This is a genomic window from Desulforamulus aeronauticus DSM 10349 (genome assembly GCF_900142375.1).
Classification (GTDB): Bacteria; Bacillota; Desulfotomaculia; order Desulfotomaculales; family Desulfotomaculaceae; genus Desulfotomaculum; species Desulfotomaculum aeronauticum.
On sequence record NZ_FRAR01000035.1, the window covers coordinates 1 to 21231 of the forward strand.

At 43.9% G+C, this 21231-nt stretch carries 20 protein-coding genes and 1 tRNA gene; 12 read left to right on the top strand and 9 right to left on the bottom strand.

Annotation, left to right across the window (positions count from 1 at the left end; translation table 11 throughout):
• Both BUA78_RS18305 and BUA78_RS18310 read right to left on the bottom strand, forming a co-directional pair.
• Positions 1 to 270: transposase (locus BUA78_RS18305; RefSeq protein WP_139257453.1), on the bottom strand; the 270-nt coding region annotated here is incomplete at its 3' end.
• Positions 271 to 417: 147 nt separating this feature from the next.
• Positions 418 to 1515 carry a tetratricopeptide repeat-containing glycosyltransferase family 2 protein gene (locus BUA78_RS18310; RefSeq protein ID WP_072917448.1) on the bottom strand — a complete coding sequence of 366 codons (1098 nt, stop codon included), beginning with the start codon at positions 1513 to 1515 and terminating at the stop codon, positions 418 to 420.
• 182 nt (positions 1516 to 1697) lie between these two features.
• Between BUA78_RS18310 and BUA78_RS18315 the strand changes: the two genes are divergently transcribed.
• From BUA78_RS18315 to BUA78_RS20380, 4 genes are all read left to right on the top strand, one after another.
• On the top strand, positions 1698 to 2807 hold the full coding sequence (locus BUA78_RS18315; protein WP_072917451.1) for a glycosyltransferase family 2 protein: 1110 nt from the start codon (positions 1698 to 1700) through the stop codon (positions 2805 to 2807).
• A gap of 121 nt (positions 2808 to 2928) precedes the next feature.
• Positions 2929 to 4032 carry a BclA C-terminal domain-containing protein gene (locus BUA78_RS18320; RefSeq protein WP_072917454.1) on the top strand — a complete coding sequence of 368 codons (1104 nt, stop codon included), beginning with the start codon at positions 2929 to 2931 and terminating at the stop codon, positions 4030 to 4032.
• 41 nt (positions 4033 to 4073) lie between these two features.
• Positions 4074 to 5186: a BclA C-terminal domain-containing protein gene (locus tag BUA78_RS20935; protein WP_072917456.1), complete on the top strand. Its 1113-nt coding sequence runs from the start codon at positions 4074 to 4076 to the stop codon at positions 5184 to 5186.
• Between the two features lie 178 nt (positions 5187 to 5364).
• Positions 5365 to 6174 carry an alpha-helical endospore appendage domain-containing protein gene (locus BUA78_RS20380; RefSeq protein WP_072917459.1) on the top strand — a complete coding sequence of 270 codons (810 nt, stop codon included), beginning with the start codon at positions 5365 to 5367 and terminating at the stop codon, positions 6172 to 6174.
• A gap of 131 nt (positions 6175 to 6305) precedes the next feature.
• Here the strand turns inward: BUA78_RS20380 and BUA78_RS18335 are convergent.
• Positions 6306 to 6392: transfer RNA gene (locus tag BUA78_RS18335), tRNA-Leu, on the bottom strand.
• Between the two features lie 323 nt (positions 6393 to 6715).
• Between BUA78_RS18335 and BUA78_RS18340 the strand changes: the two genes are divergently transcribed.
• The 4 genes from BUA78_RS18340 to BUA78_RS19970 all read left to right on the top strand — a co-directional run bounded on the left by BUA78_RS18340 (position 6716) and on the right by BUA78_RS19970 (position 9264).
• Entirely contained in the window at positions 6716 to 7315 is a 600-nt protein-coding gene (locus tag BUA78_RS18340) for a sigma-70 family RNA polymerase sigma factor (protein ID WP_072917462.1), read from the top strand.
• 14 nt (positions 7316 to 7329) lie between these two features.
• Positions 7330 to 8397 carry a zf-HC2 domain-containing protein gene (locus tag BUA78_RS18345; RefSeq protein ID WP_072917464.1) on the top strand — a complete coding sequence of 356 codons (1068 nt, stop codon included), beginning with the start codon at positions 7330 to 7332 and terminating at the stop codon, positions 8395 to 8397.
• Positions 8398 to 8602: 205 nt separating this feature from the next.
• Complete coding sequence (locus tag BUA78_RS18350; RefSeq protein ID WP_072917466.1) at positions 8603 to 8827, top strand: NifU family protein; 225 nt, start codon at positions 8603 to 8605, stop codon at positions 8825 to 8827.
• 212 nt (positions 8828 to 9039) lie between these two features.
• Positions 9040 to 9264, top strand: coding sequence for a NifU family protein (locus BUA78_RS19970; protein ID WP_175549077.1), 225 nt, complete (start codon positions 9040 to 9042; stop codon positions 9262 to 9264).
• Positions 9265 to 9280: 16 nt separating this feature from the next.
• On the opposite strand, the gene BUA78_RS18365 is transcribed toward BUA78_RS19970, so the two are convergent.
• The 5 genes from BUA78_RS18365 to BUA78_RS18385 form a co-directional block, all read right to left on the bottom strand.
• Positions 9281 to 10180: a selenium metabolism-associated LysR family transcriptional regulator gene (locus BUA78_RS18365; RefSeq protein ID WP_072917471.1), complete on the bottom strand. Its 900-nt coding sequence runs from the start codon at positions 10178 to 10180 to the stop codon at positions 9281 to 9283.
• Positions 10181 to 10237: 57 nt separating this feature from the next.
• The gene (locus BUA78_RS18370; protein ID WP_072917473.1) at positions 10238 to 10975 is read right to left on the bottom strand and encodes an N-acetylmuramoyl-L-alanine amidase family protein; all 738 of its coding nucleotides are present in this window, start codon (positions 10973 to 10975) and stop codon (positions 10238 to 10240) included.
• A 44-nt stretch (positions 10976 to 11019) separates the two neighbouring features.
• Positions 11020 to 11838, bottom strand: coding sequence for a carbon-nitrogen hydrolase family protein (locus tag BUA78_RS18375; protein ID WP_238456872.1), 819 nt, complete (start codon positions 11836 to 11838; stop codon positions 11020 to 11022).
• A gap of 71 nt (positions 11839 to 11909) precedes the next feature.
• Positions 11910 to 13304 carry a sensor domain-containing diguanylate cyclase gene (locus BUA78_RS18380; protein ID WP_072917476.1) on the bottom strand — a complete coding sequence of 465 codons (1395 nt, stop codon included), beginning with the start codon at positions 13302 to 13304 and terminating at the stop codon, positions 11910 to 11912.
• A gap of 124 nt (positions 13305 to 13428) precedes the next feature.
• Positions 13429 to 14625 carry a CapA family protein gene (locus BUA78_RS18385; RefSeq protein ID WP_072917478.1) on the bottom strand — a complete coding sequence of 399 codons (1197 nt, stop codon included), beginning with the start codon at positions 14623 to 14625 and terminating at the stop codon, positions 13429 to 13431.
• A 314-nt stretch (positions 14626 to 14939) separates the two neighbouring features.
• On the opposite strand from BUA78_RS18385, the gene BUA78_RS18390 reads away from it, so the two are divergent.
• The 4 genes from BUA78_RS18390 (at position 14940) to BUA78_RS18405 (ending at position 20679) form a co-directional block, all read left to right on the top strand.
• A complete protein-coding gene (locus BUA78_RS18390; RefSeq protein WP_072917481.1) occupies positions 14940 to 16106 on the top strand; it encodes an iron-containing alcohol dehydrogenase in 1167 nt (388 codons plus the stop codon).
• Positions 16107 to 16308: 202 nt separating this feature from the next.
• The gene (locus BUA78_RS18395) at positions 16309 to 17475 is read left to right on the top strand and encodes an iron-containing alcohol dehydrogenase (RefSeq protein WP_072917484.1); all 1167 of its coding nucleotides are present in this window, start codon (positions 16309 to 16311) and stop codon (positions 17473 to 17475) included.
• A 14-nt stretch (positions 17476 to 17489) separates the two neighbouring features.
• Positions 17490 to 19157 carry a GAF domain-containing sensor histidine kinase gene (locus BUA78_RS18400; RefSeq protein ID WP_139257454.1) on the top strand — a complete coding sequence of 556 codons (1668 nt, stop codon included), beginning with the start codon at positions 17490 to 17492 and terminating at the stop codon, positions 19155 to 19157.
• Entirely contained in the window at positions 19150 to 20679 is a 1530-nt protein-coding gene (locus BUA78_RS18405; protein ID WP_072917486.1) for a sigma-54-dependent transcriptional regulator, read from the top strand. Before BUA78_RS18400 ends, BUA78_RS18405 begins: the two co-directional genes overlap by 8 nt.
• 46 nt (positions 20680 to 20725) lie before the next feature.
• Here the strand turns inward: BUA78_RS18405 and BUA78_RS18410 are convergent, their stop codons facing one another.
• Positions 20726 to 21007, bottom strand: coding sequence for a MoaD/ThiS family protein (locus BUA78_RS18410; RefSeq protein WP_072917489.1), 282 nt, complete (start codon positions 21005 to 21007; stop codon positions 20726 to 20728).
• Positions 21008 to 21231: the final 224 nt, after the last annotated feature.

A 21231-nucleotide genomic window follows, 5' to 3' on the forward strand; every position in this document is an offset into this window, starting at 1 on the left:
GAGAAAATTTCGCAGTAATTCATTTTCCATGGTCAAGCGCTTTATGATTTGCGCCTGCGTTTCCGGCTTCATTTTAGGACGACCTTTCGGCAGCGGAGCTGCATGACGAAGTTCCACCTCTTTGCGCAATCCACACCAGCTTTGAATCGCATATCTGCTGATTCCATAAGTTTTACTCAGAGAATTAATGCTAACTCCTTGTCTATATGCCCTAATCACGGTTTCCTTTGTTTCCTCGCTGTATCGTGGCATCCCTTTTTTTCCTGACACGCTAAAACCTCCAATCGTAGTTTCTATCCTACGACTGGAGGCTTTTTCTTTCAATGTCTATTTTTCCTGGTTCACTACACTCATAGCCCGCTTGGCTTTTCGCTTTAACTACAGCAATACAATTAAACTTTTAAAGATTACAGTAATTTAATTTTTGTTGACTAGATCATTTTTCTCCTGTAGCAAGGCTTCCAGGAATTTTTGATTTTGTAATATTTTGCAATCCTTGGGACGGTATTGACGGGCTACCTCATTGTGAAGATAGGCCAGCTTGTGCATGCCTAAACGATCATAGCATACGCATAACTGCAGGTGTGGCAGCCAGGTAGAAAATGCAGGATTTAAAAATCCTGGGTGGTTTTCCTGCCGTCCTACTTGTGTAGCAAGCTTATACCAAAAAATTGCTGAGGTTAAATCACCCTGGTCAATAAAATAATAGCCCAGACGGCAGCAAAATTCAGCCCGCGCACTGCCGTAACGAAAGGAACGCAGAACGGCTTGCAGTTCCTGTTCATAGTCGCCTAAAGCATGATAGCAATCAGCCAGCTTGCCACAGCTTGAAATATTATCTTCAACCCATCCTTTGCCTTCTGAAAGGAATTTTTCATAAAAGGTAGCAGCCCGTTCATACATTTGGTGATCCAGCAGCTCATTTGCAAAATAGTAGAGATCCCGTGGAGAAAACTCTTCTCCCTGCTCCAAACGTTTTTCATATATTTTTAGATTTCTATCACTGTCATGATGAAGGCTTTTATGAGTTATGGCAATATCACTATGCATAATATTACCCCATATTTCGAGATATTCGTGAACCGCACCGATCCATTGAAAGTTATTTGCCCTCTTTACTAAACGGTTGCGTCGTGTACTAAAGGATACATTGCCGTCTTCATCAAAGGCTAAATGGTACTTCATGGTTACCGAATCCACGGTGGTATCAAGATCTTCTTTTAATGTTCCAAATTTCATCTGGTCGTCAGTTTCTAAAACATCATCTGCATCCAACCAAAGAATGTAATCCATGGTTGCCTTAGTGAAGGCAGCATTACGGGCAGCAGAGAAATCTTCAATCCAATTGAAATCAAATATTTGGTTGGTATACTGAGCGGCAATGGATTTTGTACTGTCGGTAGAGCCGGTATCCAAGATGATGATTTCATCTACCAGGTTTGCTACGGAATCCAGGCATCGCCCCAGCACCGCTTCCTCATTTTTAACAATCATGCAAAGGCTAATGGTGATCATAGCTTTTACTCCCAACTTTTCGTACTTTATTCATTATTATTCTAGTTACCATTAACAAGTGCTTAGTTTAAGAGAAATCAATAAAGACTGGTTGGTAACCAGACTATAGGAAGCAAACATACATTATAATAGGATTTTGTATTTTCATGATTGGCTGCAATGTATGGTTGCGGGGGGGTATTATGCAAAAAGATTTCTCTGTCTCCTTATGCATGATTGTAAGAAATGAAGAAGAGTGGCTGGAAAGGTGTCTTACCAGTGTACAACGGGTAGTGGATGAAGTGGTTATCGTGGATACCGGCTCTACTGATAAAACAAAAGAAATTTGTCGTAGATATCCTGCGAAGGTATATGATTTTGCTTGGACGGAAAGCTTTGCTGAAGCTCGGAATTTTAGCATTGAGAGAGCATCGGGGGAATGGATATTATGGCTGGATGCCGATGAGGAACTGAGGGTTGAAAATATCCAAGAATTTCGGAAAGCGCTTCAGTCTGTAGAAAAGAACCTTTTTTTGCTTCCTCTTGTCAACTACTATGGCAAGCTACCAGCGGATTTAAACAGGGCGTATTTGTTTGCCAGCCACAGGCTGTTCCGAAACCATAAAGGCATTAAATTCATAGGAAATATCCATGAATACCTGGATGTGGATGAAATCCGGAAAGCCGGCCAAGCGGAAATAATGCCGTCTACTACAATCCATCATTATGGTTATATGGACTATGTTACTGAAGCAAAGGAAAAAAACAAAAGAAATCTCTTTATGCTGGAAAAGGAAAGGAAACATCCAGAGTACAGTCCATGGATTGATTACCATATTGCCAGTGAGTATTATCGTGCGAAGAACTATGAAGAAGCCTTTAATCAGGTGAACCTTTCCATTGGGCGATTTCTTGGGAGAAAGCAGATTCCCCCGTCCTTATTATATAAGTTGAAATATGATATTTTGATTACTCTGGGAAGCTTTGAGGGGGCGTGGCCGGGTATTGAAAAGGCTATAGCTCTCTACCCGGAATACGTGGATCTTCATTTTTACAAAGGTCTGATTTTTTTTGCCAGGGAGATGTTTGCAGAAGCCATTCTGGTGTTTAAACACTGCCTTGAACTGGGAAAAAAACAGGTTCAAGGATATCTCACCCTGGTAGGCTGCGGAGGATACCAGGCCTGGTATTTTATGGGGAGATGCTATGAAAAATTGGGGAACCGCAAAGAAGCTGCCAATGCGTATACCCAAACAGTCAGTCAATACCCAGACCATAAAGAAGCACAGCAAAGATTGCTTACACTAAGTTAAAAATAGTTTTAGTATCCTTATTATTAATAATAGTTAAATGATTTTTCGGAGCAAGCTGGTAAGAATCCCATATTATGTACTGACTACTTATAATAGATCACATAAAAAGGAGGCACTCACCATGTCGCAGCCCAGTTTTCCTACGATAAGCCCTCCCATCACGAGGGATGATGCAATTAATTTACTGCTTACCTCCATAGCTATGGAGGAACTTGGCTTAAGTCACATTATCAATGCCGAAGGGGAAAAACTGCAATATGTTCTAGGAACTATCCCGGGAGTCAGCAGTCCCCCGGCAACAATCCAAGATGTTCTTGCTGCTAATGACAGTGTTCGTAATACATTGGAAAGTGCTGTGCAAAACCAGTTATTATTAAATTCAAAGATGCAAATTGCTCTTAACTCATCCATTATGCAGGGGCCTACCGGAGCCACCGGACCTACGGGGGCTACCGGACCTGCCGGAGGTCCAATGGGTGCCACTGGTGCTACCGGAGCAACTGGAGCCGTCGGGGCTATTGGGGCGATAGGTCCTACTGGAGCCACCGGGGCCGTTGGGCCTACAGGAGCTACCGGAGCCACCGGGGCAACCGGACCTACCGGAGCTACCGGCGCAACGGGTGTAACAGGGGCAGTGGGACCGACTGGTGATACTGGACCAACGGGGGAAACGGGAGCCACGGGTTCTGTTGGGCCCACCGGGGCAACCGGAGCCACAGGGGACACCGGAGCAACCGGAGCAACGGGAGCTACCGGGGCAACAGGAGCTACTGGAGCCACTGGTCCTACTGGACCAACCGGGGCAACCGGAACCAATGTAACGGCAACAACTGCTTTTGCCGCAAATACCACGGGAGCGTCTATTTCGGTAGTAGTGGCCGGTACACCGGTACCGCTTCCTAGCAGCCAGATCCTTCCGCCGGATATTACCGTTGACGGCACGAATACTATTTTCACTGTAAATACAACTGGTCGCTATCGAATATCTTACTATATTAATACAACCGCTACATTGGCTATAAGTTCCAGGCTGATCATAAATGGCTCACCCAATACAGCATCAACGGTAGCACCACTGCTAAATTTAGCAAGCTTTTCCAATGAAATTTTGATTGATTTAACGGCTGGAGCAACCGTAACACTTCAACTGTTTGGACTACTGACGACAGCTATTCTGCTGGGAAGTGCGGCAGGAGCTTCGTTAATGATTACCCGTTTGAGCTAAAACAGTAATCGTAGTATTTATTGAAAGGAGGCCGTTACATTATGTCACTGCCCAATATTCCCACCATTAGTCCTCCCCTGACAAGGGATGAAGCAATTAATTTAATTATTTCATCGATTGCGATGGAAGAGCTTGGCTTAAGCCATATAATCAATGCGGAAGGGGAGAATCTTCAGTTTATTTTAGGAACTCTTCCTGGATTAACGGGTGATTTTGCAACCATCAGCGACATTATGGCTGTTAATGATAGTGTACATGAGATGCTTAATAGTATTGCTCACAACCAGTTGTTCTTAAAATCAAAAGCCAATACGGCATTGAGTTCGCCCGTATTGCCCGGAGCTACCGGAGTCACCGGACCCACAGGAGCCACTGGACCCGCCGAAGGTCCCACAGGGGTCACTGGTGCAAGCGGTGCCACCGGGGCTACCGGAGCTACGGGAGCTACCGGTGCCACTGGCCCCGTGGGTGCGATAGGTCCTACCGGAGTTGTTGGGGCGACGGGTGCTGACGGTGCAGTAGGTCCTACAGGTGCAAATGGTGCCGGTGGGGCAACCGGCGCGACGGGCCCCACAGGAGCCACCGGAGCTACCGGAGCAACGGGGGCTACCGGTCCCGCCGGTCCTACGGGTGCCTCTGGACCCAGTGGGTCTACTGGAATCGCAGGCGTTACGGGGGCTACTGGATCGACAGGAGCCACCGGACCCACCGGACCGACCGGTGTGATCGGTGCGCCAGGACCGAACCCCACGGCTACCGCGGGCTTTGCAGCCAATACTACGGGAGCCGTTATTAGTGTTTTACTGGGAGGAACCTCCATTTCTCTGCCCAATGCACAACTACTTTCTCCCGATATTAGCGTTAACGGTGCCAATACTGTCTTTACAATAAATACGGCAGGCCGCTACCGTATCTCCTATCATATCAACACCACCGCTGCTCTTTTGACGAGTTCCAGATTGCTGATTAACGGTTCGGCTAATACCGCTTCAATAGTATCGCCGGTGGTAGCCTTATCAAATTATGCCAATGAAATTGTTATCGATTTAGCAGTTGGAGCTACGGTGTCGCTGCAACTGTTCGGGCTTGTGGGGCTGGCCACTTTGTTGGGAGGTTCAGCGGGGGCTTCTCTCATGATGATCCGTCTCAGTTAGTTATAAATGGTAACTAAGAATTTCTTTTTAATTGAGGCTGCTGTCAGGAATTTTTCTGTTGCAGCCTCTCTCCATATACTGCTAGAAAGAGTAAGCAATCTAGACGAAAAAGAAGAAGTACTCTGTCCGAGTATTCAAGGGATAGGATTTTTAAATATGTCTGGAGGGAGGATGCTTAATGTCTTTGCCCAATATCCCCAATATAACGCCTATCATTACCATAGACCGTGAGGAAGCACTTACCATGCTTTTGGCTTCCATCGCTCTAGAAGAGATGGGACTGGCGCATATTATTAATGCTGAAGGAGAAAAAATTCAGTATGTACTAAACACAGAAATAAATAAATCAGTGTCCATTAAAGATATCCAAGAAGTTAACCAGGGAGTCGAAAGAGTTATACGAAGTACAACTAAGCTGCAAATGCTCCTGCAAGAAAAACTTGAAAATATTATTAGCCTAATTCATCAGAGACCGCAATTTTCCGAGCCACCCTGTTCTTCCCCCGCAGAACCTAAAGGCAAATTCGATTGCATCTTAACAGGATTTGGAGAGGGATGTTTGACTAATAAGTCTGACATATTCTATGGGGGGATTGCTTCTGTAGAGAGTAGCGTATGCCCCAGTTGCGATAAGGAAGCGCCCCACTCTTTAAAATATACTTTATGTAAAAAAGGGGGAAGCCATGCTATTTCAGCTATTTTGCTGGCCATTCCGGAAAGCATCGAGGTTTATTGTCCCAAAAAGCCTCAGCCTTGCTCCGGTATGGAGGAGCCTGATCTATTGATCATCAAAGGCCAGGGAGTTATGGCTATTAAAGAAGTGGGACAAAGATTAGTACAGTGTACCGTTTGCTTCACCCTTAGGTTTTGGGAGTGTGGTTGCCACTCAAAATTACAGATGATCATCTGTAATCCCAATCCTAAATTTAATCACGATAGTGGAGTCGTTTCAATTAAGTCAGGTAATTTAAAGAAAACATGTAGGTAATCAAAAAGGTATACTATGTTCATTTGGCCTGCTTTGAGTAAGGATGATCTAAAACTTAGGAAATTTAGTGAAAAAACAAAGACTACAAGATTTTTGACTAATTAATAGCCAGAATCTTGTAGTCTTTAGCGTGGTGCCGAAGGTGGGAGTCGAACCCACACGGTTGTTACACCGCTGGATTTTGAGTCCAGTGCGTCTGCCAGTTCCGCCACTTCGGCATGAATTTTGACTGCTTGTTCATTATACGAAAACAGAAAGAAACTTTCAAGTCTAAAATCATATTTTTTTTCAAATATAGCCTCAAAAAAAATTGTATAAAATCATATTTTCTGTTACAAAAGAAGGAGTTATTCAGTCATAATTATGACATGGTATTTTTTTTGTGGTGATGGGTACCAAACATGGGTTTTATTAGCTAAAGGATTCTAATAGTAGATGTAGAACATTTACTAAACGCAGGGTTTTTAAGTTTCTTTTAACTAATTGGAAACTATTTGTGTATAATACTCTGTAAGTAAAAACTGGTAGAGGAGGGGGACCCTTGCCCCTGGAAGATCAGTTGTTAGTAGAGCGCAGTAAAAAAGGTGATAGGGAAGCCTTTGAACACCTGGTTCAATTGTATGAACAAAAGGTTTATACCATTGCCTACAGATTAATGGGAAACCATGCTGATGCTGCGGATTTAGCACAGGACGCTTTTATTAAAATATATCAGGCATTGCCTAATTTTCGGGGTGACTCTAGTTTTAGCACCTGGATTTATCACATTACAGTCAATGTGTGCCGGGATGAACTACGAAAAAGGCAAAGAAGGCCAACCGTATCCCTGGATGATAATAATAGTGATGGGAATAACTATACATACGAGATACGAAGCACAGCACCAGGTCCTGAGGAAATGCTAGACCGTAGTGAAACACAGGTGATGATCCAGCAATGTCTGGATAGTCTGAATGATGATTATCGCACCATATTGATTATGCGGGAGATTCAAGAACTGGCATACGAAGAAATTGCAGAAATCTTAGGGTGTTCTTTGGGTACTGTAAAATCTCGGTTGAGTCGTGCCAGGCAAGCATTAAAGGAGAAAATCAGCAAACAGATGGAACCTCTATCCCCTTGTAAACGTCTAGCAAAGTAAGGAGGGATGTTCCCGTGCGTTGCCAAGATGTTATGGAATTGTTATCTCCATATCTAGATGGGGCACTTGCCACTGAAGAGCGGGAGGCTGTTCGGTTGCATGTGGCTCGTTGTCCTAAATGTAGCGCTGAGTTAGAAGAACTCAGGGCTTGCATTGGCATGCTTAAGGAATTACCTCTGATTGCTCCGCCAACCGGATTTAGAGTTGGTCTGATGGAGAAAATCGATCAATTGCCTTCCCAACAGGGTAGTTCTAAAGATAAAAATATTTTTGATCGTGTAACCGGTATTGCCAGGAGTTCTTGGTATCGTGTGGTTGCTGTAGCTGCCGTTATGGCCATGGCTGTAGGCATTACCTCTCTATGGGAGAAAGAAGGTGTGCAGTTTCTTCCTTTGGAACAAAAGCCTAAGGGTGTAGTAGCTGTTCATGAACCACAGAAAGCAAGTAAAGAACCCCCTGTCGTGAAAGAGCAACAGCCCTCCCAGGTGGGGCAGTCAAGTGAACCAGGAGCAAGCGGTTCCAAGAGTGCGGTCAATAGTAAAGGCTCTGGAGTGAAACAACCCGACCCCCAGCAGGGGAATGCCACCGTTCCCGTGATAACTGAAGCAGTTAAAAAGCAGGTGGAAGGTTATGTGCCGAAGCCTAGTACCGGGATGGCAGTGGTTAGCGCTAGCTTGAGGTTGGATGTTGTAGATATTGAGGCTGCCTTAAAATCCGTAGGATCTATTGCCCTGGATAATGGAGGTACCTATTTAGGTTCTCAAGATAGTGGTTCCATTGGTATAAAGGTTCCTCGGCAAAGCTTTGAACGGGTTATTGGTGCTTTGCAAAAATTGGGTGGTGTCTTATCCTATTTGCCCACTGAAAAGGACGTAAGCGTTCAGCACCAAACAGCAAAGGCGGAGTTAGAACGTCTGAAGGCTGAGCAAGGGGAGCTACAGACTAAACTAACCAGTGAGCCCAGTCAAGAATTGGAAAGACAGCTTGCTGATTTGAACCAAGCACTTTTAAAGCAAATAGACACTATGAAACAACTGGAAGACCGAACCAACCATTGCTTGATCAATATAACTCTTCAATAACGAATTATAAAGGGAGTGGAGCAAAAACTATTTTTTGTGCCACTTTCTTTTTTTACCATGGTCCATCAGCTTTTTCTATTTTTTTCGAAGAATTAATTTTCTAGCAACGATATGGAAATTAATTCCTTGTTTGCTATATAAAAATGGTTTACAATGAATCTATATTTCTAGTGAACTAACCAATTTATGAAGGAGGTTACTCTAAATGAGAGAAAAAGTTATTGAAGTATTAGAACAAGTTCGTCCCTTTCTTCAGAGAGATGGTGGCGATGTGGAGTTTGTAGATGTGGATGAGACCGGTGTGGTGAAAGTTAAGTTAAGAGGCGCTTGCGGTAGTTGCCCTGGAGCCCTTTACACTTTGAAGAATGGCATCGAGCGCACTTTACAACAACATATTCCAGAAGTTAAAGAAGTTGTTCGCGTAGACTAGTTACTAGAAGACCACAGGGATGTATGATACATACCAACCTGTGGTTTTTTTATGCCTAACGGAAAGTCTAAAGACTTGGCGTGTCTGAGGGGAATAACTTATAGGGCACAGGCAGGTAAAGAAGCCAAGTTTTTCTAACAGCGTATTTTGTACTAAATTTCTTTTTATCTGGAGATATTTAGATTATGGCTGTTGATAAGGGGGTGAAATAAATGCGTGAAGAAGTAAAAGCGGCCCTAGAACAGGTTCGTCCCTTTTTACAAAGAGATGGTGGCGATGTTGAGCTGGTAGATGTTGATGAAACATCCGGTATTGTCAAGGTGAAACTAAAGGGTGCCTGTGGTGGCTGACCCGGTGCAACCTATACCCTGAAAAATGGGATTGAGCGGTCGCTCAAGCAGGCTGTTCCAGAAGTAAAGGAAGTAGTTCAAGTGTAAAAACAAATCCCCTTGCTTAGGCAGGGGGATGTTGCTTTAGGGCATAATCTATAAAAGCCTCTACCATAGGGCTTTTATTTTTTCGGCGGGGATATACCAAATAGAGATCTCGTTCCATCGGTACATCTTTTATTTTAATAGTGACAATTTTGCCCAGGGCCAGTTCCTTTAATACCGCCCAGCGGGATACTACGGAAATTCCGGCGCCGGCTTCCACCGCCGTTACGATGGCTCCGGTGCTGCCGAGTTCTAGAGCGATGTTTAGCTTATCGGAGGGTAAGCCACCTTTGGCTAAATAAGTCTCTACCACCGAGCGAGTGCCAGATCCCAATTCTCGCCAAACCAAAGGTTCCTTGGCTAGCTTTTCTAAGGATATTTCAGATTCCTCTGCAAAGGGGTGGTCCGGGGGAGCGATGACCACCAGTTCATCTGAAAAGAATTTAACGCCCTCAATACGTTTGTTGTTCGGTAGAATACCAACAGCTGCTATATGAGCAGCTTCTTCCAACAACTTACGAATAGCCTCTTTGGAATCGCTAATTTGCAAGACTGTCTGCACATCGGGATGTTCCCTTTTAAAGGAAGCAATAATGGGAGGCAAAATATAATGACCCGGAATGGTACTGGCCCAAATTATCATACGTCCCCGAATCTCTCCAGACATTTGGCGTATTTCCCGATCGGCACGGTTTAATAGGTCTAATATTTCTTTGGCATGCCGATAGAAAATTTCACCGGCAGGGGTTAGGTTTACCCCACGACCCCTACGTTCTACCAAGGGAGTGCCAAAATGTGTTTCTAGTACACTTAATTGTTTACTAATAGCGGGTTGAGTGATATGAATGTCTTGAGCCGCTAGTGAAAGGTTTTTTTTCTCTGCTACAGCGATGAAAGTTTGCAATGTAGTTATATTCATTATAATCACCAGGAATAGTATAACACTTCCGATACACAATTAACATAAGAGTTTTGTTTACTGTTTGTTACTATTGAGGATTCTGTTAATAACCGCAGCAAATTCGCCCCAGGTTACCGGTGCATCTGCAGGATGGTTATTAAAGATAATACCCGCATCAATTAGTTTTTGAATCTCCCCTTGGGGATTCCAGACGGGTGTTGAGGGTTGAGGAGGCTCCGGTGTTGGTTGTGGTGCAGGTGTTACGGCTTCTACGTTTAAAATTTGCACCAGACCAGCGGTGATGGCATCGCTCATTCCTCTCATAAATTCATCGTCCTTTAAAAAGGCGGCATCCTTCGCTGTGTCTATAAAAAGCATCTCAATGAGGCAAGCAGGCATATTTGTTTGTCTTAACACGGCAAAGTTAGCTTTCTTTTCGCCTCGGTCGACAATGCCGTAACTTTTTACAAAAGTAGCGATGGTTTGGTGCAGGGCGGTGCGGAGATTTCCTGTGACAGAGTTCACCGGGCCGTTGTAAATAAAGCTCTCAAAGCCAGTTCCGCCGCCTGCATTGACGTGGATCGATAGATAATAATCTGCCTTTACGTTGTTGGCGAAGGCAGCACGGGCATCAAGGGAAAGGAAAGTGTCGTCGTCCCGGGTTAATCGTACAGTAACATCATAATTGCCTAATCTTTTAGCCACTTTACGAGCTATCATCAGTGTAATTTCTTTTTCTAATAAATCATTGCCAACTGCACCTGGATCCTTACCTCCGTGGCCTGGATCAAGTACAATAATTTTTTTTGCCACTGTTAAAACCTCCTTCCAGTAAAGGATATTCTAAAAAGAATCGGCTATGCCTGATATACCTTTACTTGACGATGTTTCAACAGTGGTAATTGCTGTCTTACCTGGGCTAGCATCTTCAGATCTATCGTTGCCGTTAGGACCGAGGGTTGTTCAGCCGCTTGCACGATTACTTCACCCCAGGGGGAGGTGACCAGGGAATGACCATAGGCAATAAAATCGGCACTTTTGTCCCTGGCCGGGGAGATTGCTGCTACATAAATTTGGTTATCCAAAGCCCTCGCCCGCATGGTTAATTCCCAGTGAGCAGGACCGGTAACCATGGTGAAGGCCGCGGGTAAAATGAGTAAAACAATGCCTTGTAAGGTCATGGTGCGAATTAGTTCGGGAAACCGGATATCGTAGCAAATGGCTACCCCCACCCGACCAAAGGGTGTAGTAAAGCTTGTGGCGGCATGACCTGGGGAAAGTGTATCTGATTCTTTAAAAGTTATGCCATCGGGAATATCAATATCAAATAAATGAACCTTTCGATGTCGTGCCAGCATGTCTCCCGTGGGACTAAAAATAAAGGAGGAATTATAGAATTTACCATCCTCCTGTTCTGGTATGGAACCACCAACTAAATAAATGGAGTTTTCCTTTGCCATCTGAGACAGGCGGTTTATTGTTTTACCACCGGGAAATGTTTCTGCATAGCTTGAAAAATACTGGTTTCCGTAGGGGCAATTGAACATTTCCGGCAGTGCAACCAACTGACAGCCCTGTTGGGCTGCCTCTTGGATGGCTGAGGCAGCCCTTGCTAGATTGAGCTCCTTCGATTGATCAACTTGCATCTGGCAAAGTCCGATTTTAAAGCTTTCCACTACGCTATTCCCCCTGTCCTATTTTTTCTACAGGATAGCATAGTAGAGGAGTTTCGTCTATTTGTTGCTCCCTACTCCATCCGGTTTTTCCCGTTTTGTTTGGCTAAGTAGAGCGCTTCATCTGCATAGGCCAGGAGATCTTTTTCTTTACGGCCGTTTTTGGGCCATTCTGCGATACCCATGGAAACGGTAAAGGGAGGTTCTGCAACTTCTGCCAGACGCTTTCTAACTTTCTCTCCGACGACTCTGGCGCCGTCCCAGGGCGTATTGGGCAACAGAATCATAAATTCATCTCCACCGAAGCGAGAAACCGTATCTGTTGGACGAACTACTTCCTTGGCTGACTTGACAAAGGTTTTTAAACATTCATCTCCTACGGCATGGCCAAAGGTATCGTTAATCTTTTTAAAGGAATCAAAGTCGAGGGCAATTACCGAGTGTAAGGATTCTTCCTTTGAATTCTCTAGCATTTTACTGAAACGATGGGAAAACTCCATCCGGTTAATGGCTCCGGTAAGATAGTCATGGGTGGCTGCCTTTGATAAGCGTTTATTGGCTTCTTGCAGATCCTTTGTACGTTGGCGTACTCTTTCCTCCAAGATGTCATTGGCGCTGGCTAGTTCTTCCCGGGCCTCTACCAAAGCCAGGTAAGGTTTTTTGACGTTGTTCATAAAAATTGCTACGTAGATTAAAATATAAGAGGCGAAACGAAAAATATGGCCTAACAGATTAGTGGTGTCGTAAACTTTCTCGTAAGAGATAAAGCATAACTCACTAAAAATAGAGATTGTTAAAGTTGCGATAATGAGTTGTAAATAGTTATCCATATACTTTTTATATAACCACAGATAGCCGGCTACCGCGGCAACCAGTAGGCCGATAATAATGTACTCACAGATGATTTTAGCCTGTGTCAAACCTTGTGCCGTATACATAGCAGGATATATTTGTGCATCATAAGATACCGTTACTAAAACAAAGCCCACCAGTCCCAAGGTAGCGGCCAGGAAATAGTATTTAAACCTGTTAAGGTAGCACCATTCTTTCTTGTAAAAGTAGACACTAACGAGGAAGACAACTGCCATGATATATCTACCAATAACATGATAAAGGGTGGCCTGATTGGGACAGGGTTGAGCAAAAATAGTAGGCATCCCTTCATAGGAGTAAAAGTGAAACAAATCAATAAAACCTACGGCTAACAGACCCAGCCCAATAAAAAAACTGTAATAACAACAGTTATTTAAGTTGGAATACCAAGTCACTGTAAAGGTACAAAGGGCAACAAAGACACAAAAAAATTCTATATTAGTATGGAGAGGAAGAAAAATCGCCGATGACAGTGGTTGATGCAGCGATAATTTATCTGCAATTAACAATGAGGTACATACAATGATAATTAGCAGCATTTTTAGGCGTAAGTTGGCCATACGTAGTTTTTGTAATGTGATTTCCGTTAATCCCATAAAGATTCACCTCGGTTTTTAATTCCATAATATGTAAAACAAAAAGGGGTGTTACAATTTGTTAGCATTTTGAACAAACTCGAGGCAATAAAAAAAATCTGGCTGCTATGCCAGATTTTGTTAGTTATAGTTTGCTTCCGCCAGGTACTTGTTTAGGAGCTATTACAGGGCAGGCTTCAGAAATGAGAGAGGTGGTGTCCTGCCAAACTTCCTGCAACTTGATAAAATCGTTACGGTCCAGTAGGGGGTCGGTTTTCGCTTGGTAATCCTCTAGGGCTTTTTGCACCGGTAAAACCCGGTATTTTTTTTGCCCCTGTTGGCTATAGGTATCTACCCAAACGGGAATATAATCTGCTGTTTTCAACGATACCCCGCCAGCATTTTTTTCCAAAACTATATTGACAATTAAACCACAGTCGGAATAACGCCAGGTTTGATTAGAAATAAAATTCCCCAAAGAATAGACCACGAAACTTGCTTTTTCGTTAGATTCAGCAGGCACTTTTTGAAAGTCTATTGGCTGAATTACATGTACATGGTCACCAAATACAATGTCTACGCCCCTTGTAAAAAGTTCTTGCACCAACTTACGTTGAAACTCGTTAGGTTGTCGTTGATACTCGGTACCGAAGTGAAGGTAGGCAATGATGATCTCAGCACCTTGGGACCGTAACTTATCAATATCAGTATATATTTTTTCGGCCTTCATTAGGTTCACGGCAAACTCTTTCCCCTTGGGTAAGGGAATGCCGTTGGTGTTTTCCGTATAGTTTAGAATACCTACCTTAATATTTTTTACGTTAGTGATCAAAACCTGGTTTGCTTCTTCTGGGCTCCGGCTGGTTCCAACGTGGGAGAGGCCGGCTGACTCTAAATGCGTAAGGGTATTAACAATACCTGGCCAACCCCGATCTAAACTATGATTATTAGCAGTGGTGACCACATCTACGCCTAAGTCCTTTAAATCATAGGCCAGATCCTCCGGGCAATTAAATACCGGGTAACCGGAATAACCAAATTGTTTTCCTGCCAACCTTGTTTCCAAGTTGGCAATGGTTAAATCAGAACTGCTTAATAATCCCTTTACTTCAGAAAAAATGGGCTTAAAATCATAGGAACCATCTGCCAATTGAGCCGATCTTATCACCGGCATATGCATGAGAAAATCACCCACCGCTGTAATAGTAATGGTTTCGGGAGGAGCGGGTGGGGGCGGGGCAGGGGGGGCTTCCATGGAAGCAGATTCCCCGGCACTAAAGCCACAACCGAGCGGTAGAGTGAGAAGAGTAATAAAAAATAGAACCATTAGAATTCTTCTCATAGAATCATCCCCCTGGAAAGGTTACATTTATACGCTATTCGCTATCTGGGTGGAGTCTCCTGCTAGGGTAGATAAATGTTCAAGGATAGAGCGGTGTTCAATATTGTAACGGCTCTCTTGTCCTATTTCAAAACAAACGAATAAAAAACAAGGGCTTTCTGGCAGCAAATGTTACTGGCAAAGTCTTAATTATCAATATAGTTGGAAAATTAACTTAATACAGAATGGTTTGGCACAAACTTTGCTTTATTAGTTAGCAGTCAACGAGGGGAATTTCCCCACACTAAATAAATTATCTAAGGAGGAGTTTAGTAATGGCACTCGGCGAACAAGTTTATGGTTATTTTATTCCTACAGTTAACTTGATGGGTGTAGGTGCTCACAAGGAAATCCCTGCTCAAGTAAAAACCCTTGGTGGTACCAATGTATTAATTGTAACCGATGCTTTCTTAGGGCGTTCCGGCGGTATGGCTGATGACATCAAAGCCATGCTGGAAGCTGATGGAGTAAAAGTTACCATATATGCAGGTGCAGAGCCCAATCCTACCGATGTAAACGTACATGATGGATTAAAAGTATATCAAGAGTGCGGCGCTGACATGATTATCTCCCTGGGTGGCGGCAGTTCCCACGACTGTGCGAAGGGTATTGGCATGGTCGCTACCAACGGCGGTCACATTCGTGACTGTGAAGGCATCAACAAGACCACTAAGCCGATGCCTCCTTTCATTGCTGTAAACACCACCGCCGGTACTGCTTCTGAAATGACCCGTTTCTGCATTATTACGAATACCAGCAATCATGTTAAAATGGCTATTGTTGACTGGCGTTGCACCCCGAATGTAGCCATCAACGATCCGCTGTTAATGGTTGGTATGCCTCCTTCTCTTACCGCTGCCACTGGTATGGATGCACTAACCCACGCCGTGGAAGCTTATGTATCCACCATTGCTACTCCTGTAACCGATTCTGCAGCTTTAATGGCGATGAAACTGATTGCCGGCAATCTGCGTAATGCTGTGGCTAACGGCGAAAACATGGAAGCCCGTGATAAAATGGCGTATGCTGAATTCTTAGCTGGTATGGCCTTTAACAATGCTTCTCTGGGTTATGTTCACGCCATGGCTCACCAGTTGGGTGGTTTCTACAATCTGCCTCACGGTGTCTGCAACGCCATCCTGCTGCCTCATGTGGAATCCTTTAACCTGATTGCCTGCCCCGATCGTTTTGTAGATATTGCCGTTGCCATGGGTGAAAATGTAACAGGACTATCTGTCAGAGAAGCCGCTGACAAAGCCCTGGCTGCCATTCGGAAGCTGTCTGCCGATGTAGGTATTCCCGCCGGCTTAACGGAACTGGGTGTTAAGGAAGCAGATCTGAAGATCATGGCTGAAAATGCTATGAAGGATGCTTGCAGCTTTACCAACCCAAGAAAAGCCACTTTAGAAGATGTGATCAATATCTTCAAGGCTGCTCTGTAATCTATACCATCATAAAACCCCTTACTATATTTTGTTTTAACAGGTGGATCTTGGGTCCACCTGTTTTTTATCTATAAGAAGGTATTCAAAGTGTTTTTGGAGAATATTTATACTTTCAGAAAATATAAAATCTCTATTAAAGAAAGTATAAGAAGTACTTATGAGATAGTCCTTGGTTTATTGATCTAGGAGGGACTTTATTATGCCTGAAAATAATCTTTTACATATTAGTAAATTTGTGGCTCCCGAAGTGATTTTTGGCCTGGGAGCCCTTAGTCAGGTTGGCGAGAGCGCCTATCGTATTGGGATTACAAAGGCTTTTTTAGTGAGTGATCGGGGCGTTATGGAGGCTGGCTGGGTCGATAAAGCCCTGGCCTATTTAAAGGAACTAGGAATTGATTCCTGCGTTTGGTACGACTTAACCACTAACCCAAAGGACACCGAAGTGGCTGTTGCGGCAGGGCAATATTTAGAAAGTGGTTGTGATGGTATTATTGCCGTAGGGGGTGGTAGTCCCATCGATGTGGCTAAGGCTATTGCTATTTTGGCAACCAACGGTGGGCAGATTAAGGATTATGAGGGAGTGAATAAAATTACTTCCCCGTTGCCCCCCATGGTAATTGTCTCCAGCACCGGTGGCTCCGGCGCTGAGGTATCTCAGTTTTCGATGATTGTCGAGAAAAAACGTCAAGTAAAAATGGCCATTATCTCGAAATCTCTAATTCCGGATATCGCCATTGTTGACCCGTTGTTGTTGCAGACCAAAAGTGCCAGATTAACCGCTGCCACTGGAGTGGATGCCCTTAGTCATGCCATTGAGGCTTATGTATCCTTGGCTGCCACCGCTCTAACAGATGTTCACGCTTTGGCAGCTATGCGTCTGATTGCTTCTAATTTAAGGGAATCAGTGGCTTGCCGAACCAATTTGGAAGCTAAATCAGCTATGGCCATGGCTAGCCTGCAGGCCGGCCTAGCCTTCTCCAATGCCATTTTAGGAGCGACCCATGCCATGACGCACCAGGTGGACGGATTGTTAGATTTACACCATGGCGAGACCAACGGTATTTTAATGCCCTATGTAATGGAATTTAATATGATTTCCTGTGGGGAAAAATTTGCTAATATTGCGGAGGCCCTTGGTGTACAAACCACCGGTTTGGGTAAATGGAAAGCAGCCGAGCGGGGTATTGTAGCCGTAAGGAAATTGTTTAGAGATATTGGTATCCCCCAGAGGCTTTCGGAAGTGGGGATGCGGGAGGAACATGTTCAAAAACTAAGTCAAAATGCCTTGAAAGATGCCTGCTTGGTAACCAACCCCAGGGATACCAGCGCGGCTGAAATTGAGGATTTGTACAGAAGAGCCCTGTAAGAAGGGGGAACAACATGTTTGATGATAAACTCTCTATCATACAAAATCTTACCGGTGTAAACTCTTCTAAACTCAATTATTATTTAGAAGTTCAACGTTCCAACGAGCAGATCAAGATTCAGATCAATCGTTTGGAAATATTACACCAGTTAATTAAAGATATTAACATTGATATGTCCCTATCGGATATTGTCGAAAGGGTTTACAATCGATTACCTCAGGCGGTCCCCTGCAGTTTTTTGGGCTTAGCGCTAGCTGAGGGGGATTGTTTAGTGATGACGGCAGCTATTCCTGTGAATGCCAGTTTGGGACAGGCTCTACCCAAAACTTCCGTGCTGTGGCAGTCCTATACCGGCTGTCAACGGTTACTGTATAACGTAAATACCCGGCCGGAGCACATCTGCTCGCTGGTAGATGAACAGGACCCGGTGGAAAGCTGGGGTCTTAAATCTATGGCCATGGTGCCCTTGCTGGTACGTCAAAGGGTTATTGGGGTGCTGATTGTCGGAGATAATCAAGCCTTTACCTATGGTAACTCCGAGCTAAACTTTATAGAACAATTGGCGGATCAATTGGTTATTTGTATTGAGAATGCTAGACTATACAAAGAGGTTTCCAAAGGAAAACAAGAATGGGAGGCTACCTTTACGGCGGTGCCGGACCCCATCTTTCTAATTGACAAAAATCATCATATTTTAAGGCATAACCTCCGAAACCAGGAACTGGCATTGATCACTGAGGAATTTGGCGATAGACAAAAATGCTACCGGATTCTCTGGAACCGTACCGCTCCCTGTGAAAATTGCTCTCTTCATGAGGTCCATCAGACGGGGCGGGGAGTTTACTGCCAAATTCAAAATGAAGGTGCTATTTTTGACGCCTTTTATTATCCCATGGTGGATTCCACTGGGGAGATCTACGCAGTAATCCTTCATTTAAAAGATGTGACTGAAAAGGTCAAAATGGAAGCTCAATTAATGCATTCAACGAAACTGGTAGCCATTGGTGAGATGGCGGCCGGGGTAGCCCATGAATTGAATAGTCCAATGACCGTTATTATCGGTACAGCCCAGATGATGCAACGTGATCTAGGAAATGATGATCCCCGGTCGGAATGGCTGGATGATATTATTTCCTGTGGTATGCGGTGTAAAAAAATTATTCAAAACCTGCTATCCTTTTCCCGACAGGGTCAATTTTCCTTGAAAGAAACCAATATCAACGATCAGGTAGAAAAGGTTTTAAGCTTAATTCATTATCAAATTAATCGGAACAACATTCAAATTATCAAAGGATTAGATCCTGCGTTACCCATCGTGATGGCTAATGGACATCAGTTACAACAAGTAGTCATTAACCTACTGTTAAATGCCAGGGATGCGCTGGAGGAACGGGATGGGGAAAAAGTAATTGGCATAACCACTGCGGTGCAGGATCACTGGGCGATAATTACCGTTAAGGATAATGGCTGTGGTATCCGGCCAGATTGTTTAACCAAAATATTTAACCCTTTTTACACCAGTAAAGAAGCCAGTAAAGGAACTGGATTGGGGCTTTCTGTTAGCTTAGGAATTGCCCAATCCCATGGAGGCACTCTGGAAGTAGAAAGTCAGCCAGGGGTTGGCAGTACCTTTAAATTCAAGTTACCACTAAAAGTTCCGGAGGTGAGAGCGAATGGGTGATAACATGCCAGGAATCTTAATCATTGATGATGAGCAGCATGTAGGAACTTTCTTTAGCAGACTGTTACGTAGAAAAGGATACCATATTGGTGTAGCCAATTCCGGAGCCCAGGCTCATGAATTAATTGAGCGGGAAGCATTTGATGTGGCTATGGTTGATTTAAAACTTCCGGATGCCGACGGACTCAACCTATTGCAGCATATAAAGAAAAAACAGCCCCAGTGTGAAGTGATTATTATGACTGGATACAGCACCACTCGTACCGCTGTTAAGGCAATTCAATACGGTGCTTTTGATTATATAGAAAAACCCTTTGATGATATTGCCTTGGTGGAACAACTCATTGAAAAAGCGTTTTCCTTTAGTAAGACCCTGGGACAACCGGGAAAGACCTATAGCTGGTCTAAGGTGGCTGAGGAAATTGGTTTTCAGGTGGGCCAAACCCCCCAGATGACTAGCCTGGTATCCATTGCAGAGCGTATAGCGACCAAAGATATTAACGTTTTAATTCATGGCGAAACGGGTACCGGGAAAGAAGTGCTGGCCAAGTTTGTTCATGCCGCCAGCCATCGCAGAGACAACCCCTTTTTAGCTATCAACTGCGGAGCACTGCCAGAAAACCTCTTGGAAAGTGAGTTATTTGGACATGAAAGAGGCTCCTTTACAGGAGCCAGTGTACAAAGAAAGGGAATTTTTGAATTAGCTAATAATGGAACCTTGTTTTTAGATGAAATTGGAGAAGCCAGTTTGGCGATACAAGTAAAATTACTGCGAGTGTTGGAAACGGGTGAATTTTTACGGGTAGGTGGCGAAAAACCGGTTAAGACCAACGTTAGAATCATTGCTGCTACCAACGTAAATTTAGAAGAAGCAGTAAGCCAAAAAGCTTTCCGAGAGGATTTGTTCTACCGCTTAGATGTAATTCGGCTAGAATTGCCCCCACTTCGAGAAAGAAAAGAAGATATTCCCCACTTGGTGGAGTATTTTATGCAGCGTTTTCTTGATCGGAATGCTGGTCCGATGCCAGTTTTTTCTACCTCCTGTATGGAAGCCATGTTGAACTATCACTGGCCTGGCAATATCCGTGAGTTAGCCAATTCAGTGGAACAGGCTCTGGCTTTGTGTGAAGGGAATACGATCTTGCCGGAACATCTGGCCGGAAAATTTAACGGCCAACCGCTAGACATTGTCAAGGCAGATAGTAGCGAACAGCAACCAGCGGGTAGCCCCAATGCGGAGTTACTAAACGTCCAAGTGGAGGACCTTGGGGGGCTGGCTGATGAGAAGTTAGTTGATTTATATCTACAGGTAGAGGACCTGTACCGTGCTTTACACCGGGTGATGGCTCAAAAAGGATTAACCACGGCATTTCCGATTTCCATGCAAGAGATGGAAGCGCGGGCCATTAAAGAAACCCTCGATTTTTTTAACGGCAATGTCAGTATGACTGCCCGTGTGCTAGGGATCGGCAGAAATACTCTTTATCGTAAAGCCAAGGAATATAACATCAATATTCTTTAAGAAATAAAAAAGTATGGAAATAGAGTCCCATACTTTTTTACCTACCCTATGCTTCCTTACCCACGATTCCCAAAATAACCCGATAGGGTCCCGGAGTTCCCGGAGGTAAAATGGCTACTCTGTCCCCGGGTTTGATTAACTGTTTCATACTACAGACGGTACCATTGACCATAACAGCTTCAACATCTTCAGGATTAAGTTCTAATGCCTGGATTAACTGCTTGCCGGTCAAGCCATCATTTACCTCAAAATAGTCGGGAAAGCCGAGACCCTTTTCTTTGAAAACATGATGGAGTTTCGCAAAACCCCGTAATTCGATGGTACCCAAAGCCGATCACTCCTTTTTATACTATTCTAAAGAAAAAGAGTAGCAATATCGAGTCCCAATTTAGTAGGCAAATCCACCCGTGATATACTGTTATCATTGAAGTGTTTTGGTACACTTGTGCCGCTTTAGAACGATACGTGTGTTTTTATGAAACAATTGCTTCTTTATAGAGGTAGATTAGCTAGGTACATATTTTGCATAATGAGAGTTCATTATGCTTTTTA